Source organism: Rhizobium sp. CECT 9324, assembly GCF_918741265.1.
Classification (GTDB): domain Bacteria; phylum Pseudomonadota; class Alphaproteobacteria; order Rhizobiales; family Rhizobiaceae; genus Allorhizobium.
Genome location: NZ_CAKKMZ010000001.1, coordinates 3650185 through 3665134 on the forward strand (window position 1 = coordinate 3650185; position 14950 = coordinate 3665134).

The 14950-nt window shown below is 62.9% G+C and carries 17 protein-coding genes; 10 read left to right on the forward strand and 7 right to left on the reverse strand.

The genetic code is table 11. The features are described 5' to 3' along the window. Positions 1-119 precede the first annotated feature (119 nt). The 8 genes from LQ231_RS17710 to LQ231_RS17745 all read left to right on the forward strand — a co-directional run bounded on the left by LQ231_RS17710 (position 120) and on the right by LQ231_RS17745 (position 8256). Positions 120-1031, forward strand: a complete 912-nt coding sequence (locus tag LQ231_RS17710) for a LysR family transcriptional regulator (RefSeq protein ID WP_230172591.1) — start codon at positions 120-122, stop codon at positions 1029-1031. Positions 1032-1100: 69 nt separating this feature from the next. Then, complete coding sequence (locus tag LQ231_RS17715; protein WP_230172593.1) at positions 1101-1310, forward strand: hypothetical protein; 210 nt, start codon at positions 1101-1103, stop codon at positions 1308-1310. Then, positions 1307-2464, forward strand: coding sequence for an ABC transporter substrate-binding protein (locus tag LQ231_RS17720; protein WP_230172597.1), 1158 nt, complete (start codon positions 1307-1309; stop codon positions 2462-2464). Before LQ231_RS17715 ends, LQ231_RS17720 begins: the two co-directional genes overlap by 4 nt. Positions 2465-2658: 194 nt before the next feature. After that, a complete protein-coding gene (locus LQ231_RS17725; RefSeq protein ID WP_230172601.1) occupies positions 2659-3648 on the forward strand; it encodes an ABC transporter ATP-binding protein in 990 nt (329 codons plus the stop codon). Next, complete coding sequence (locus LQ231_RS17730; RefSeq protein WP_230172602.1) at positions 3645-4595, forward strand: ABC transporter permease; 951 nt, start codon at positions 3645-3647, stop codon at positions 4593-4595. Before LQ231_RS17725 ends, LQ231_RS17730 begins: the two co-directional genes overlap by 4 nt. Next, on the forward strand, positions 4585-5400 hold the full coding sequence (locus tag LQ231_RS17735; protein ID WP_230172603.1) for an ABC transporter permease: 816 nt from the start codon (positions 4585-4587) through the stop codon (positions 5398-5400). Before LQ231_RS17730 ends, LQ231_RS17735 begins: the two co-directional genes overlap by 11 nt. A gap of 24 nt (positions 5401-5424) precedes the next feature. Continuing rightward, complete coding sequence (locus LQ231_RS17740; RefSeq protein ID WP_230172605.1) at positions 5425-6849, forward strand: gamma-aminobutyraldehyde dehydrogenase; 1425 nt, start codon at positions 5425-5427, stop codon at positions 6847-6849. Positions 6850-7773: 924 nt separating this feature from the next. Next, complete coding sequence (locus tag LQ231_RS17745) at positions 7774-8256, forward strand: SH3 domain-containing protein (RefSeq protein ID WP_230172608.1); 483 nt, start codon at positions 7774-7776, stop codon at positions 8254-8256. 110 nt (positions 8257-8366) lie between these two features. Here the strand turns inward: LQ231_RS17745 and tal are convergent, their stop codons facing one another. Next, positions 8367-9323 carry a transaldolase gene (gene tal, locus LQ231_RS17750; RefSeq protein ID WP_113142250.1) on the reverse strand — a complete coding sequence of 319 codons (957 nt, stop codon included), beginning with the start codon at positions 9321-9323 and terminating at the stop codon, positions 8367-8369. Between the two features lie 215 nt (positions 9324-9538). Between tal and LQ231_RS17755 the strand changes: the two genes are divergently transcribed. Further along, positions 9539-10528, forward strand: coding sequence for a sugar-binding transcriptional regulator (locus LQ231_RS17755; protein ID WP_230172610.1), 990 nt, complete (start codon positions 9539-9541; stop codon positions 10526-10528). Positions 10529-10541: 13 nt separating this feature from the next. Here the strand turns inward: LQ231_RS17755 and LQ231_RS17760 are convergent, their stop codons facing one another. The 4 genes from LQ231_RS17760 to LQ231_RS17775 all read right to left on the reverse strand — a co-directional run bounded on the left by LQ231_RS17760 (position 10542) and on the right by LQ231_RS17775 (position 12571). Then, positions 10542-10829, reverse strand: coding sequence for a type II toxin-antitoxin system RelE/ParE family toxin (locus tag LQ231_RS17760; RefSeq protein WP_230172612.1), 288 nt, complete (start codon positions 10827-10829; stop codon positions 10542-10544). Positions 10830-10834: 5 nt separating this feature from the next. Beyond that, positions 10835-11068, reverse strand: coding sequence for a transcriptional regulator (locus LQ231_RS17765; protein WP_230173403.1), 234 nt, complete (start codon positions 11066-11068; stop codon positions 10835-10837). Positions 11069-11124: 56 nt separating this feature from the next. Beyond that, a complete protein-coding gene (locus LQ231_RS17770) occupies positions 11125-12009 on the reverse strand; it encodes a bifunctional helix-turn-helix domain-containing protein/methylated-DNA--[protein]-cysteine S-methyltransferase (protein ID WP_230172613.1) in 885 nt (294 codons plus the stop codon). A gap of 67 nt (positions 12010-12076) precedes the next feature. Beyond that, positions 12077-12571 carry a DUF2244 domain-containing protein gene (locus LQ231_RS17775; RefSeq protein WP_230172614.1) on the reverse strand — a complete coding sequence of 165 codons (495 nt, stop codon included), beginning with the start codon at positions 12569-12571 and terminating at the stop codon, positions 12077-12079. A 25-nt stretch (positions 12572-12596) separates the two neighbouring features. Between LQ231_RS17775 and nth the strand changes: the two genes are divergently transcribed. Next, positions 12597-13376 (forward strand): endonuclease III, encoded by a 780-nt coding sequence (nth, locus tag LQ231_RS17780; protein WP_230172618.1) that lies wholly within the window; start codon positions 12597-12599, stop codon positions 13374-13376. A gap of 4 nt (positions 13377-13380) precedes the next feature. On the opposite strand, the gene LQ231_RS17785 is transcribed toward nth, so the two are convergent. Next, the gene (locus LQ231_RS17785; RefSeq protein WP_230172620.1) at positions 13381-14094 is read right to left on the reverse strand and encodes a sulfate transporter family protein; all 714 of its coding nucleotides are present in this window, start codon (positions 14092-14094) and stop codon (positions 13381-13383) included. Between the two features lie 65 nt (positions 14095-14159). Next, a complete protein-coding gene (locus LQ231_RS17790; RefSeq protein ID WP_230172621.1) occupies positions 14160-14948 on the reverse strand; it encodes a carbon-nitrogen hydrolase family protein in 789 nt (262 codons plus the stop codon). Positions 14949-14950: the final 2 nt, after the last annotated feature.

Consider the following 14950-nt stretch of genomic DNA (forward strand, 5'->3'; position numbering starts at 1 on the left):
CGGGTCGATCCTACACCCCTGAAGCCGTTTGCCTAGTCCAGAAATTCATGGCTGCCATGCAACCTGACAACTGCTTGCGCCCCTTGTTCGAAGCCTCATCTCCATGCTGTATAGTCGGCATGGCCTTCACCATTCGTCAGTTGCAGTATTTTGTCGCCGTCGCAGAGCAGGGCTCGGTCACCCGTGCCGCCCAGAACCTGTCGATTTCCCAGTCTTCCGTCACCGAGGCGATCAAGGAGTTGGAAGGCGATCTTGGCGTCGAACTGTTCGAGCGCCACCCGCGCGGCCTGTCGATCACCTATAACGGCCACCAGTTCCTGCGCCACGCAACCAAGATCCTGGCGACCGTCTCCGATGCCCGCAATTCTTTCGCCGAAACCAAGAACAATACCGGCGGCACGCTCAACATCGGCGTTACCTCGCTGGTCGCCGGCTATGTGCTGTCCGACCTGCTCGCCCGTTACCGCCGCGCCTGCCCCGGCGTCGAGGTCTCGGCGATCGAGGACAATGGCTCCTATCTCGAACACCTGCTGGTCGGCGGCGAACTCGATGTCGCCGTCATGGTCATCTCCAACCTGCGCGACCGGCTGGCGCTGCAGGCCGAAATCCTCGAGACTTCCCCCTATCGCCTCTGGCTGCCGATTGGCCATCCGCTGGTCTCGGCCGACATCATCTCGATCGCCGATATCACCAAGGAACCGCTGATCATGCTGACGGTGGATGAAATCGAGGAAAACACCGGCAAGCTTCTGTCGGCGCTGGGCGCCCGCCCGCATGTCGCCTTCCGCACCCGCTCCGTCGAAGCCGTGCGCAGCCTGGTCGCCACCGGCGCCGGCGTGGCGCTTCTGCCCGATCTCGTCTACCGGCCCTGGTCGCTGGAAGGCGACCGCATCGAAAGCCGCGATGTCTCCGGTGCACTTCCCGTCGTCCAGGTTGGCATGGTCTGGCGCAAGGGCTCCAGTCTGCCCCAGGCGGCGCGGGATTTCGTTGGCATTGCTGAGGCGATGCGAAGTGGACGGACACCACGCTGAGGTTTTGCAAACACGGTTCCCCCTCATCCGGCTGCCGCCACCTTCTCCCCGTAAACGGGGAGAAGGCCGATGGCGTTGCCGCTCTGCCCCTTCGCCCCGCTTGCGGGGAGAAGGTCCCGGCAGGGGGATGAGGGGCAATCTCCGCCCGATATCGGAAAAACCGATACCGCCATTCTGACGAATGAATTTGCGAATGCTGATTTTTCGCTGCACCTTTCGAACCGGGAACAAAACGCCGTGAAAATGCGGCCCCTCAAAAACCGGGAGACCTCGCGATGAAGTCCATTCTGAAGTCCTGCACCGTCCTTGCCTCCGTCCTGAGTATGACTACCGCCGCCATCGCCCAAGAGCCGCTGCAGGCGCTCGGTGCCGGCGAAGGCGCCCTCTCGATCGTTGCCTGGGCTGGTTACATCGAGCGCGGCGAAACCGACAAGAATTACGACTGGGTCACCGAGTTCGAAAAGAAGACCGGCTGCATGGTCACCGTCAAGACCGCCGCCACCTCCGACGAAATGGTCGCCCTGATGAACGAAGGCGGCTTCGACCTCGTCACCGCTTCGGGTGATGCGTCGCTGCGCCTCGTTGCCGGCAAGCGCGTCCAGCCGATCAACACGGCGCTGATCCCGTCGTGGAACACCATCGACGAGCGCCTGCAGAACGCGCCCTGGCACACGGTCAATGACGTGCATTACGGCACGCCCTATGTCTGGGGCGCCAACGTCCTGATGTACAATACCGACGCCTTCAAGGATCAGGCGCCGACGAGCTGGAACGTCGTCTTCGAAGAGCAGACCCTGCCCGACGGCAAGTCGAACAAGGGGCGTGTCCAGGCCTATGACGGCCCGATCTATGTCGCGGACGCTGCCCTCTATCTGATGAAGCACAAGCCGGAACTCGGCATCAAGGACCCCTACGAACTGAACGAGGACCAGTACAAGGCCGCCCTCGACCTGCTCCGTGTCCAGCGCACGCTCGTCGGCCGCTACTGGCACGACGCGATGATCCAGATCGACGACTTCAAGAACGAAGGTGTCGTCGCCTCCGGTTCCTGGCCGTTCCAGGTCAACCTGATGAAGGCCGAAGGCGCCAAGATCGCCTCGACCTTCCCCGAGGAAGGCGTCACCGGCTGGGCCGACACCACCATGCTGCATGCCGACAGCGAACATCCGAACTGCGCCTATATGTGGATGGAGCATTCGCTGTCGCAGAAGGTCCAGGGCGACGTCTCCGCCTGGTTCGGCACGGTGCCTTCCGTCCCCGCCGCCTGCAAGGGCAATGCGCTCTATGGTGACGAGGGCTGCAAGACCAACGGTTACGAGAACTTCGACAAGATCAAGTTCTGGCGCACCCCGACCTCGAAGTGCAGCACCGGCGAATGCGTGCCCTACCACCGCTGGGTCTCCGACTATATCGGCGTGATCGGCGGCCGCTGATCAACGTCGAGGGGACTTTTGCCCCTCACCCTAGCCCTCTCCCCGTGAACGGGGAGAGGGGACGTGCCCCGAAAACACCGTCCGATAGCATCCAGCCCGACAATAAGGGCCGGCTGAGGCTCGTCCTTCTCCCCGCCTGCGGGGAGAAGGTGCCGGCAGGCGGATGAGGGGCGTTTGCGAAAACCGGAGTCCCCATGACCGCTGCCGTTTCCTTCACGAAGGTGTCGCGCCATTTCGGCACCGTCAAAGCCGTCGACGCGGTCGACCTGACCATCGAGCCCGGCGAATTTTTCGCCATGCTCGGGCCGTCGGGTTCGGGCAAGACCACCTGCCTGCGCCTGATCGCCGGCTTCGAACAGCCGACCAGTGGCGAGATCGAGATCTTCGGCGAAAAGGCCGGCGGCGTGCCGCCCTATCGCCGCAACGTCAACACCGTCTTTCAGGACTATGCCCTCTTCCCGCATCTGAGCATTCTCGACAACGTCGCCTACGGCTTGATGGTCAAGGGCGTGGCCAAGGCCGAGCGCCTGCGCGAAGCCGAAAAGGCGCTCGAACTGGTCAAGCTTCCCGGATACGGCGCCCGCAAGCCCGGCCAGTTGTCCGGCGGCCAGCGCCAGCGCGTGGCGCTGGCACGCGCCTTGGTCAACAAGCCCAAGGTCCTGCTGCTCGACGAGCCGCTCGGCGCGCTGGACTTGAAGCTGCGCGAGCAGATGCAGGAGGAACTGAAGAGCCTGCAGCGCGCGCTCGGCATCACTTTCGTCTTCGTCACCCATGACCAGGGCGAGGCCCTGTCGATGGCCGACCGCGTCGCGGTCTTCAACGACGGCAGGATCGTCCAGGCCGGCACGCCGGAAGACATCTACAACCGGCCGCGCACCCGCTTTGTTGCCGATTTCGTCGGCTCCTCGAATGTCATTGCCCCGGCCGACATGGCCAAGCTTGGCGGTGCCGCAAAATGGACGAGCCTCAGGCCCGAAGCCATCCGCCTGGCGAGCGAGGGCGGCATCCCCGCGACGGTGCGCTCGAAGAGTTTCCTCGGCAGCGCCACCCGTCTCTTCATCGACGTCGGCAGCCTGCCGCTGTCCGTCATGGTCCCGGCCGGCCAGCCTGTGCCCAATCCCGGCGAAACCACCCGGATCACCTGGCAGCCCGGCGACCTGCACACCATGGAGGACCTTGCATGAGCATCGCCTCTACCACCGCCATTCTTCCCGGCCGCAACGGCCTGGCGGGGCGGCTCTCGGATCTGTTCTGGCGGCGGCCCAACCTGCTGCTGGTGCTGATGCTGGTGCCGCCCCTGCTCTGGCTCGGCATCATCTATGTCGGCTCGCTGATCGCGCTTCTGCTGCAGAGCTTCTTCGCCATCGACGACTTCTCCGGCCTGATCTCCTACGAGTTCACGCTCGCCACCTACAGGCAACTGCTGATCCCGTCGAATTTCGACATCATCCTGCGCACGCTGCTGATGGCCATCTCGGTGACGCTCGCCTCGGCTCTGCTCGCCTTCCCGATCGCCTATTATGCCGCCCGCTATGCGACCGGAAAATGGAAGGCCATCTTCTATCTCGGCATCATGCTGCCGCTCTGGTCGAGCTATCTGGTCAAGATCTATGCCTGGAAACTGATCCTCGCCAAGGAAGGCATCCTCACCTGGATCTTCGAGCAACTGCACCTGACCTGGCTGCTCGACGGCCTGTTGGCGACGCCTGTCATCGGCGGCAATTCCCTGTCGATCAGCTATATCGGCACCTTCATCGTCTTCGTCTATGTCTGGCTGCCCTACATGATCCTGCCGACCCAGGCAGCACTCGAACGGGTGCCCGGCAACCTGATCGAGGCGTCCGGCGATCTCGGCGCCGATCCGCGCCAGACCTTCCGTCACGTGCTGTTTCCGCTGGCTCTGCCCGGCATCGTCGCCGGCTCGATCTTCACGTTTTCGCTGACGCTCGGCGACTACATCATCCCGCAGATCATCGGCTCGTCGCGGCTGTTCATCGGCCAGGCGGTCTATGCCCAGCAGGGCACGGCCGGCAATATCCCGCTTGCCGCCGCCTTCTCGGTCGTGCCGATCGTCATCATGGGCATCTATCTGACCATCGCCAAACGCATGGGGGCCTTCGATGCGCTCTGATCGTCCCAATGCGGCAGGTTGGCCGTTGAAATTCGCAGCAGCCGGCGGCCTCGCCTTCCTGCATCTGCCGATCCTCTTGATCTTCGTCTATGCCTTCACCACCGAGGAAAAAAGCTTCCAGTGGCCGCCGCCGGGCTTCACCACCAAGTGGTTCGCCGTTGCCTGGAACCGTCCGGACATCTGGGAAGCGCTGTGGCTCTCGGTCAAGGTCGCCACGATCGCAACGCTGATCGCACTGGTTCTCGGCACGCTTGCGTCGGCTGCCGTTGCTCGCACGAAATTCTTCGGCCGCGAAGCGATCTCGCTGCTCGTGATCCTGCCGATTGCGCTGCCCGGCATCATCACCGGCATCGCCCTGCGCTCGGCCTTTTCGCTCGGCGAGATTCCCTTCTCGATGTGGACGATCATCCTCGGCCACGGCACGTTCTGCGTCGTCGTCGTCTACAACAACGCGGTCGCCCGCTTCCGCCGCACCTCCGGATCGCTGATCGAAGCCTCGATGGATCTCGGTGCCGACGGTTTCCAGACGTTTCGCTACATCATCCTGCCGAACATCGCGACGGCACTTCTGGCCGGCGGCATGCTCGCCTTCGCCTTGTCCTTCGACGAGGTCATCGTCACCACCTTCACCGGCGGCCAGCAATCGACATTGCCGATCTGGATGCTGGAAGAACTGATCCGCCCGCGCCAGCGACCGGTCACCAACGTCGTCGCCCTGGTCGTGGTGATCGTGACATTCCTGCCGATCCTGGCCGCCTTTTATCTCACCCGCGATACCGACCAGGTCTCCGGCAGTGGCAAATAACCGTCAAAAATGAGGGAGAACGACATGGACACCCAGATGCTGATCGGCTCGAAGTTCGAAGCCGGCACCGAGATCGAGGAAAAGATCCTCAATCCGAAGACCGGCGAACTGATCCTCGACCTGGCAGAAGCTTCACTTGGCCAGATCGACGCCGCCGTCGACGCCGCCGACAAGGCATTCCAGTCCTGGTCGACCACCACGCCGGGCCAGCGCTCGGCCTATCTGCTGGCGATCGCCGATGCCGTCGAAAAGGACGCGCTCGGCTTTGCCACGCTGGAAGCGCTGAATTGCGGCAAGCCGATCAACGCCGTCTTGAATGACGAGATCCCCGCCATCGTCGACTGCTACCGCTTCTTCGCCGGTGCGATCCGCACGCTGCAGGCGCCGGCCGCTGGCGAATACCTGCCCGGCTTCACCTCGATGATCCGCCGCGACCCGATCGGCATCGTCGGCTCGATCGCGCCGTGGAACTATCCGCTGATGATGATGGCCTGGAAGCTCGCCCCGGCCATTGCCGCCGGCAACACCGTCGTCTTCAAGCCCTCCGAACAGACGCCGCTGACCGCGCTGAAAATGGCAAAACTGATGGCCGACATCCTGCCGGAAGGTGTGGTCAATGTCGTGCTCGGCCGCGGCGAAAGCGTCGGCAACGCGATCATCAACCACCCGAAGGTATCAATGGTCTCGATCACCGGCGACATCGCCACCGGCAAGAAGGTGCTGGCGGCCGCCGCCAAGACCGTCAAGCGCACCCATCTCGAACTCGGCGGCAAAGCCCCTGTCATCATCTATGACGATGCCGATATCGACGCCGTGGTCTCGGCGATCCGCACCTTCGGCTATTACAATGCCGGCCAGGACTGCACGGCTGCCTGCCGCATCTATGCCGCCGACAAGGTCTATGAGAAATTCGTCGCCGACCTTGCCTCCGCAGTCTCGACGCTGAAATACAACCAGGCCGATGACACCGAAAACGAGATCGGCCCGCTGATCTCCAAGCGCCAGCGCGACCGCGTCGAGAGCTTCGTCGCCCGCGCCTCCGAACACAAGCACATGGAAGTGGTCACCGGCGGCAAGCTCGGCTCCGACAAGGGCTTCTTCTATGCCCCGACGGTGATTGCCGGCGCGTTGCAGGACGACGAGATCGTCCGGCGCGAGGTCTTCGGCCCGGTCGTCTCCGTCACCCGCTTCTCGGATGTCGATCAGGCCGTGACTTGGGCCAATGACAGCGACTACGGCCTTGCCTCCTCCGTCTGGACCAAGGATATCTCCCGCGCCATGCAGACCGCCGCCAAGCTGCGCTATGGCTGCACCTGGATCAACACGCATTTCATGCTGTGCAACGAGATGCCGCATGGCGGTTTGAAGCAATCGGGCTACGGCAAGGACATGTCGGTCTATGCGCTGGAGGATTACACCGCCGTGCGCCACGTGATGATCGCGCATTGAGGGTTACGCCCCAAGGATGACCATCCAGCCACCCAAGCCGCCGGCAGCGTTGAACGCGCTACCGGGGTAAAATCAGAACCTTCAAAAATCCCACGCCAAACCACCGGTCGGAATTCCTCCTCCGGGGATGGTCATGCCTGTACTCCATTCCAAGTCTCGGACAGGGCGCCAGAAGCAACCTGTTGAATAATTTATATGGCTCCTTCCGGCGCCCCGTTCAGCGATTTTTGCCGGTTGCATGCGTCTCTCTGGCAAGGCGGCTTTGCGCGGCGAAACATACGTCTCGTCGTCAACCGGGCTTAGGTCCGGAACATCTCATCGAGACGTCCTGGCCGGGTGCCCGGGAGGTTTCAGGTTTCCGGCGGATGTGCGCACATCCCGACCTGACCCTCGCCCGGGGAGCGGGTCATTTACGACCCCAGCTCCCGCCGTCTTTGTCACCGGACCCGTTTGACCGGGTCCGGCGCCTTGTTTGTGTGCCCCTGAGGCACGCCCGATGGCCGTTGGGATCGGGGCTGGCTCAAACCATCCGAGGTGTTCGCCATCCACCGTCCCGCCACCGGAGGGAGACCGTTGCATCCGGCCCGGAGGATCTGGCCAGCGACAGCCGCGCCCTCCGGCGCCGGTTCCGCTTCGCCGGGCTCGCAATCCCCGGTGTATCCGAAAGCGGAACGGAGGGGAGTATGGCACATGGAAAAACGAGGGGGATGAAATGGGGTGCGTTTTATTGAAAACGTTGGGGGATTTGCAAAAATCATCCCCCTGAGTGTGGATTTTGGGATGACCCGAGGGTCGAGGCGCGAGCGTCCCGGCACTGGCAACACGAAATGGCCATCGCCCATCCGTTTACCCTGAACGGCCAAACCGGTGGCACAGCGCCGGCCGGCCCCGTATCATGCGAGTGGAATCATCGGGGAGTACCATATGCGCAACCGCATTCGCCAGGCAGCGAGGACTCGCCGCATCGCCATCGCGGCCGCCGCATCGCTCATCGGCCTGTGCACGATCCAGGCCTCCCCTGTGGGCGCTCAGGAACCACTGGTGATCCCGGCGCCTGATCTTGGCGGCGGTCAGATGATGGATACCTATCTCTGGCATGTGCGCGGCCTGCCGCCGGGCGCAAGACTTGCCGTCTATTCCGGCGCCGGCCCCAATTTCCGCGTCATTCACATGCTGGATGAGGGCTCGCCGATCGAACGGCTGAGCTGCCGGGAAAGCCGGGGCGGATACTGGTGTCGGGTGGCAACGGTCGATCGACCGCGCATTTCCGGCTGGGTCGATGGCCGCTTCCTGCTCGAGGATGCCGGTTTCATGCCTTATGATGACCGGCGCCTGGAAATCCAGCCGATTATCCCGATCCCACTCCCGAACGATCCGGGTCGCCCGCCCCGGCCGCACAGACCGTGACCTTGCAGACTGTGACCCTCGCGATCGGCTGAAGCTCAACACGAAAAAGGCGCCGCGGGTGGATCGCAGCGCCTTCTCGGGAGGTTCGGGTCGGGAGCTTTTTGCTCGTCTTAGGCGGCCAGTGCCTTGGCGATCTGGCCACGCAGCGTGCCGAGATCCTTGGCGAAGCCGCGAATGCCTTCGGCGAGCTTTTCGGTCGCCATCGCATCCTCGTTCATCGCCCAGCGGAACGCCTTCTCGTCGAGCGAGACCAGCGGCTCGGCCTTGGCCTTTTCCGGCGACAGCATGCGCGGCAGGTTGCCTTCCGCCGCATTCAATTCGTCGAGCAGCTGCGGGCTGATCGTCAGCCGGTCGCAACCGGCCAGCGCTTCGATTTCGCCGGCATTGCGGAACGAGGCGCCCATGACGATCGTGTTGATGCCGTTCGCCTTGTAGTAATCGTAGATGGCGCGCACCGAGACCACGCCCGGATCCGTTTCCGACGTGTAGTTCTCGCCGGTGGACTTCTTGTACCAGTCGAGGATACGACCGACGAAGGGCGAGATCAGGAAGACCTTGGCTTCGGCGCAGGCAATCGCCTGGGCCTTGGAGAAGAGCAGCGTCAGGTTGCAGTCGATGCCTTCCTTCTGCAGAACTTCGGCAGCCCGGATGCCTTCCCAGGTGGAGGCGAGCTTGATCAGGATGCGATCCTTCTCGATGCCGCGTTCCTTGTAGCCGGCGATGATCCCATGCGCCTTGTCGATCGAGGCCTTGGTGTCGAACGACAGGTCGGCATCGACTTCGGTCGAGACGCGGCCGGGCACCAGCGCTGCGAGTGCCGCACCGACGGAGATCGCCATACGGTCGGCGATGGCACCGACAACGGCGTCATCCTTGCCGCCCTTGGCCTTGCCCCAGGTGATCGCTTCCTGGAAGGCATCGGCAAACGCATCCGTGCCCAGCGCCTTGAGGACGATCGACGGGTTGGTCGTGCAATCGACAGGCTTCAGACGGGCAACAGCCTCGATGTCGCCGGTATCGGCAACAACGGTGGTCATCGCGCGAAGCTGTTCGAGTTTGGAAGTCATGCGGGATATCCTTCGATATTTGCTCAGTTAACTTACTCAGCCGCCATTCGTTCCCCAAGATCCGACCCGCAGACCCGGCAAGATGAACGCGCGCGTTTATAGGCTGGACTATCGCAATCCGACGGGCAGGAAGTCAAGACATTTGTGCATCTGATTTGACATAAGTGTCATATCGGGAAATAGTATGCGCTGACGTCATCAGGATACCGGACCCCTTGGCCAAGCTCAGACGGGAAACCCACAGCACCTATTCGGACGCGGCATCGCTGCGCCTGCGGGCGGCATGGCTCTACTACAATCAGGGCCTGACGCAGAAGGATGTCGCCGATCGCCTCGGCATCAGCCGTTCGACCGTCATCCGCATGCTCGACGAGGCACTGAAGCGGGCCGAGGTGCAGATCTGGATCAGCGATGGCATCGGCGATTGTGTCGAACTGGCCGTGCGGTTGGAAAAGGCGTTTGGCCTCGACGAGGCCGTGGTGGTGCCCTCCCCGGCCGGCCAGGATGCCGCCTCGATCGCCTCAGCCGTCGGCCTGGCGCTCGGCCAGTTCCTCACCGAAGTCGTCACCGACAATGCCACGATCGGCGTCGGCTGGGGCCGGACCATGACCGCCTCGCTCTCCGGTTTTCGCCCGCCGCGCCGGGAAAACTGCAAGGTCGTCTCGCTGCTCGGCGGCATCGTCGCCGTGCACCAGACCAATCCGATCGACTATACCTGGCGGCTGGCAAGCCAGCTCGGCGCCGAATGTTACATGTTTCTGGCACCGCTTCTGGTCGATTCCGTTGCCACCAAGCGGGCGCTGATCGAAAAATGCGGCCTGAAGACGCTCTATGATCTGGCGGAAAATCTCGACCTCGCCATCGTCTCCTGCGGCGACATCGGCCCGCACTCGACCTCGCTGTCGGAAGGTTTCATCAGCCACGAGACGCTGGAGGAACTGATCGCCGCCGGCTGCGTCTGCGACACGATGTTCAACTTCCTCGACGCAGACGGCCGCTCGGTCGATCACCCGATCAACGAGCGGGTCATGTCGGTCGATCTCGACACCCTGAAAAAGGCCAAACACATCGTCATCTCGTCCGGCGGCGCCCACCGCGCGGTCGCCATCCGCGCCACGATCAAGCGCATCGGCTGCAACACGCTGATCACGGATGAGAGCGCGGCACGGGAGCTGTTGGGGATGGCGGAGCAGTCAGAAGAGTGAAACCGCCACACCATCAGGCCTCCGGCGGCCATTCGCGCGCCGCATGCTGGACGAACAGGACTTCAATGCGTTCCCTGACAACACGATAGGCGACGATATACGAAATATCCGCGAGCACGAGTTCGCGGGTTCCCTCTATTTCTCCGACGCGTCCGATGAAGGGATTGTCCGAAAGCAATCGCCCCGTCTTGGAATGGATCTCGTTGACGATGCGGTGTGCGGCGCGAGGATTGCGTTCTCCAATGTATTCACCGATGGAGGCAAGCTCGCGCAGATATCGTCGGGTCCAAACGATCTGCACCTCGATCAGTTCTTGAATTTATCAAGAACGGCCGCAATCTCGTGATCCTCGGCAAAGTCGCTGGCATCGGCATCTTCCATGCCTTCCCGCACGCCAGCTGCCCATTTCTCCCGCCAGGCGAGCGACCGGCCATGGGTCAAGGCATCTTCGACGATCTGCTCACGCGTCAACTGAGTACGCTCTGCGAGTTCGTCAAGACGCAGACTGATATCGTCAGACACGGCGATCATGTTTTTCATCGAAAGATTGTCGCACATGCTTTGCGATCCGCAACCAAAATGATTCCCGTCCCCGGCTACGCCCGCCCCTGTTCCCAGCCCAGCATCGCCCGCTTGCGCGTCAGGCCCCAGTGATAGCCGGTCAGTGCGCCGCTTTTGCCGAGCGCCCGGTGGCAGGGCACGACGAAGGAAATCGGATTGCGGCCGACGGCGGCCCCGACCGCGCGGCTGGCCGTCGGCTGGCCGATCTTGGCGGCAATGTCGGAATAGGTGACGGCCTTGCCGAGCGGGATGCTGAGCAGGCTTTCCCAGACCCTGACCTGGAAATCGGACCCGATCAGCACCACCCGCAAGGGCTCGTCCGACGACCAGCGCGCCGGATCGAAGACACGGGCGGCATAAGGCGCGGTGGCCAACTGGTCCTCGACGAAGTGCGCATTCGGCCAGCGGCAGGCCATGTCGTCGAAACAGGCTTGCTCGCCCCCGACATCGGCAAAGGCAAGCCCCGCCAGCCCGCGATCGGTCGCCATGACAAGCGCCACCCCGAACGGCGATGCGTGGTAGCCATAACGGATCGTCAGGCCGGCACCTCTCGCCTTCCACTCGCCCGGGCTCATCGCCTCATGGGTGACGAACAGGTCGTGCAGGCGACCAGGTCCCGAGAGCCCGAGCTCCAGCGAGGTTTCCAGCAAGGGCAGCTCTTCGCGTCCGAGCAACCGCTTGGCATGGTCGAGCGTCACCGCCTGCAGGAAGGCTTTCGGAGACAGGCCTGCCCAGCGGGTGAAGGTCTTCTGCAACTGCGTCGGCGACTGGCCGAGCCGTTCGGCAATCGTCTCCAGCGACGGCTGGCTCCGGTAGTCGAGCGTCAGCATTTCGATCACCTGGCGCACGGTCTCGTAGTCGCCACCGTCGGGCGTGATGTCCGTGCTGCGGGAAAGATCAATGTGCTGTGCAAGTGTCATGGCCTGGTCCTCGTGTCGAACGCGACTTCACCACGACGGGGACCGCGAAGCCACCCGTTTCTTGCGCTCAGATCCGTTGTTTTGCCGTCGCCAGCGCGCCGCGAAACGCCTTGGCGAAACTCTCGCGGTCATCGGGATTGAGGAAGGAGCCGATATCGGTGCGACGCCCTTCGCCGGTCACCTGCATCGACACGATGCCGATCTCCTCGTGGCGGCGGACGAAGAACCGCGCCCAGAACGTGTTGAACCGGTGCTCGGTCATCCGGCCTGCCGGAGTGAACTTGCGGATCGACAGGTTGCTGCGCGAGACGGTGACCTCCTCGCGCGCCCGGCCCGACCGGTAGTTGAGCCGGAAAGCGCCGTAGAGCAGCAGGAAATCCAGCCCGAAGAACAGGCCGATCGGCCAGGCCCCGGTCGACAGGAAAAAGAGCGCATGCACGAGGCAGACACCGCCGGTCAGGACCAGCAGCACGCGAAAGCCCTTCGGCCCCAAAGACCGATAGGGTGTCAGCTCCGCTGCAAAAATCGGCGTCTCCGCCGCCTGCTCGACATTGCCTTCCATCCGCGCGCCCGACTATAGATTTCCGATGACCATTGCGAAGCCGAAATCCAGCACCCAAACCTTGAAAAAGTCAAATCAACCGGCACGAAAACCGGCAGCGACAAGCCGTCGCACGGCCTATTCCCGCGCCGAACTGGAGGAGATCTTCCGCCGTTTCTCGATCCAGCGGCCGGAACCGAAAGGCGAGCTGGAACACGTCAACCCGTTCACCCTCGTCGTCGCGGTCGCACTGTCCGCCCAGGCGACCGATGCCGGTGTCAACAAGGCGACGCGGGCCTTGTTCAAGGTGGCAGATACGCCGGAAAAGATGCTCGCCCTCGGTGAGGACAAGGTCCGCGACTATATTAAGACCATCGGGCTTTATCGCAACAAGGCAAAGAACGTGATCGCCCTTAGCCGCATGCTTGTCGACGATTTCGCCAGTGTCGTACCGAAGACGCGGGAAGAACTGGTCAAGCTGCCCGGCGTCGGGCGCAAGACCGCCAATGTGGTCATGTCCATGGCCTTCGGCATCCCGACAATGGCGGTCGACACCCATATCCTGCGCATCGCCAACCGCATCAGACTGGCCCCCGCCAAGACGCCGGACGCGATCGAGGACATCCTGATGAAGATCGTGCCGGAGCACTATCTGTTCCATGCCCATCACTGGCTGATCCTGCATGGGCGCTACTGTTGCAAGGCGCGCAAGCCCGAATGCGAGCGCTGCGTCATCGCCGATATCTGCAAGTCGGCGGAAAAGACCTGTGATATCCCGGCGCCGCTGGTCGAACTGCCGCAGCAGACGATCGGCGGCGTCGAATGACCGTTCAGCTCCTGAATTGCGGATCGCGGGCGCTCAGCAGCTTGTGCAGATGCACCATCAGGCCCGCGGCAAACAGCGGCGTCAGCAGGTTGAGGATCGGCACGGCGAGGAAGCCGGCAATCACCAGCCCGGCGAGAAAGATCGTGCCGCCATGTTTCGAGCGGAACAGCTTTGCTTCCGCAGGCGTGCGAAAACGCATGGCGGCGAATTCGAAGAATTCCCGCCCGAGCAGATAGCCGTTGACCAGGAAGAAGGCGATCAGGTTGACGCCCGGGATGAACAGCAGCATCAGCGCCACGAGATTGCCGAGAACGACGACGCAGAAGAATTTCAGCGAGGTTGCGATGCTGGACAAAAGCGGCATGGCGAGACCGGCCGGATCGTCCGGATAGTCGCGTTTTTCGATCACCTCCGCCACATCGTCGAGAAACAGGCCGGCAATGATCGCCGTCACCGACGACATCAACAGCGCCACGCCGAGCGCAAGGCCGATGCTGGCGAGAATGCCGAAGACGAAACTCAGCCAGCCGGCCCAGGCCGGCAGATCCGGAATGAACCCGTCGATCAATGGCATGGCATAGGCGATGAAGGTCTCGCGCAGCGCCAGCCAGAGGGCGACCAGCACCAGCGCCGTCAGCCCCAGCACTTTCCAGAACACCGAACGGGTTTCCGGGGCAAACAGGTTACGGGCGGCAAGCGCTGCGGCATCAAGGATCATTGCGGTCTCCTTCAGGATTGATGCCTGATGTAGGAAAGACGGGCTGCAACCGCAATGCACAAGTCTCAGCCGAGCCGGTAGAGCGAGGGTCGTCGGTCGGTCAGATAGGGGTTCTGCGCCTTGGCATCATCATAGGCGCTCAGATCGATTTTCGCCACCAGCAGCGTTTCCCCCGTGCCGGCGCGGGCCAGTTCGTCGCCATCCGGGGCAAGGATCACCGAGCGCCCGGTATAGGACAGTTCGCCCTCGTTCCCGCAGAGATCGGCATAGACGAGGAAAAGGCCGTTTTCGAAGGCGCGTGTCGGCACCACCATGTCGGCAACACGGCGGCTGATGATGCCGGCCGGCAGCGCGGTGGGCACAAGCACCAGCTCGGCACCGGCCAGAGCCAGCGTCCGCACATATTCCGGGAATTCGACATCATAGCAGATCAGCATGCCGGTCTTGATACCGAAGAGGTCGAAGACATGCGGGCTGTCGGCACCGGCAACGAAGGCCGCGCGCTCGCCGTCGCCATAGAGATGGCCCTTGCGATAGAATTCCAGCGAACCGTCAGGCCGCACCACGACGGCCGAATTGAACACCTGATCGCCGTCGCGCTCGGGAAAGCCGGCGCAGATGGCAAGGCCGCAATCGGCGGCGATTTCAGTGAGCGCGCCGATGATCGACCCGTCGCGTGTTTCGGCGAGTTCTGCAAAGCGCGGTCCGAGGCCATAGCCGCTGGTGCCAAGCTCCGGCGTGACCAGAACGTCCGCGCCCATTTCGGCCGCCGCGATCGCCGCCTGGGCGATCTTGCCGATATTGCCCGGCACGTCGCCGGAAATCGGCTGCATCTGGTAGAGCGAGATCAACATGG

Excerpts from the sequence above, each read along its gene's own strand:
- tal (WP_113142250.1), bottom strand. The coding sequence starts at position 9,323 with ATGACTTCCAAACTCGAACAGCTTCGCGCGATGACCACCGTTGTTGCC.
- LQ231_RS17785 (WP_230172620.1), bottom strand. The coding sequence starts at position 14,094 with ATGATCCTTGATGCCGCAGCGCTTGCCGCCCGTAACCTGTTTGCCCCG.
- LQ231_RS17765 (WP_230173403.1), bottom strand. The coding sequence starts at position 11,068 with ATGAAAAACATGATCGCCGTGTCTGACGATATCAGTCTGCGTCTTGAC.
- LQ231_RS17740 (WP_230172605.1), top strand. The coding sequence starts at position 5,425 with ATGGACACCCAGATGCTGATCGGCTCGAAGTTCGAAGCCGGCACCGAG.
- LQ231_RS17775 (WP_230172614.1), bottom strand. The coding sequence starts at position 12,571 with ATGGAAGGCAATGTCGAGCAGGCGGCGGAGACGCCGATTTTTGCAGCG.
- nth (WP_230172618.1), top strand. The coding sequence starts at position 12,597 with ATGACCATTGCGAAGCCGAAATCCAGCACCCAAACCTTGAAAAAGTCA.
- LQ231_RS17745 (WP_230172608.1), top strand. The coding sequence starts at position 7,774 with ATGCGCAACCGCATTCGCCAGGCAGCGAGGACTCGCCGCATCGCCATC.
- LQ231_RS17725 (WP_230172601.1), top strand. The coding sequence starts at position 2,659 with ATGACCGCTGCCGTTTCCTTCACGAAGGTGTCGCGCCATTTCGGCACC.
- LQ231_RS17720 (WP_230172597.1), top strand. The coding sequence starts at position 1,307 with ATGAAGTCCATTCTGAAGTCCTGCACCGTCCTTGCCTCCGTCCTGAGT.
- LQ231_RS17715 (WP_230172593.1), top strand. The coding sequence starts at position 1,101 with ATGGCGTTGCCGCTCTGCCCCTTCGCCCCGCTTGCGGGGAGAAGGTCC.
- LQ231_RS17710 (WP_230172591.1), top strand. The coding sequence starts at position 120 with ATGGCCTTCACCATTCGTCAGTTGCAGTATTTTGTCGCCGTCGCAGAG.
- LQ231_RS17730 (WP_230172602.1), top strand. The coding sequence starts at position 3,645 with ATGAGCATCGCCTCTACCACCGCCATTCTTCCCGGCCGCAACGGCCTG.
- LQ231_RS17735 (WP_230172603.1), top strand. The coding sequence starts at position 4,585 with ATGCGCTCTGATCGTCCCAATGCGGCAGGTTGGCCGTTGAAATTCGCA.
- LQ231_RS17790 (WP_230172621.1), bottom strand. The coding sequence starts at position 14,948 with ATGTTGATCTCGCTCTACCAGATGCAGCCGATTTCCGGCGACGTGCCG.
- LQ231_RS17770 (WP_230172613.1), bottom strand. The coding sequence starts at position 12,009 with ATGACACTTGCACAGCACATTGATCTTTCCCGCAGCACGGACATCACG.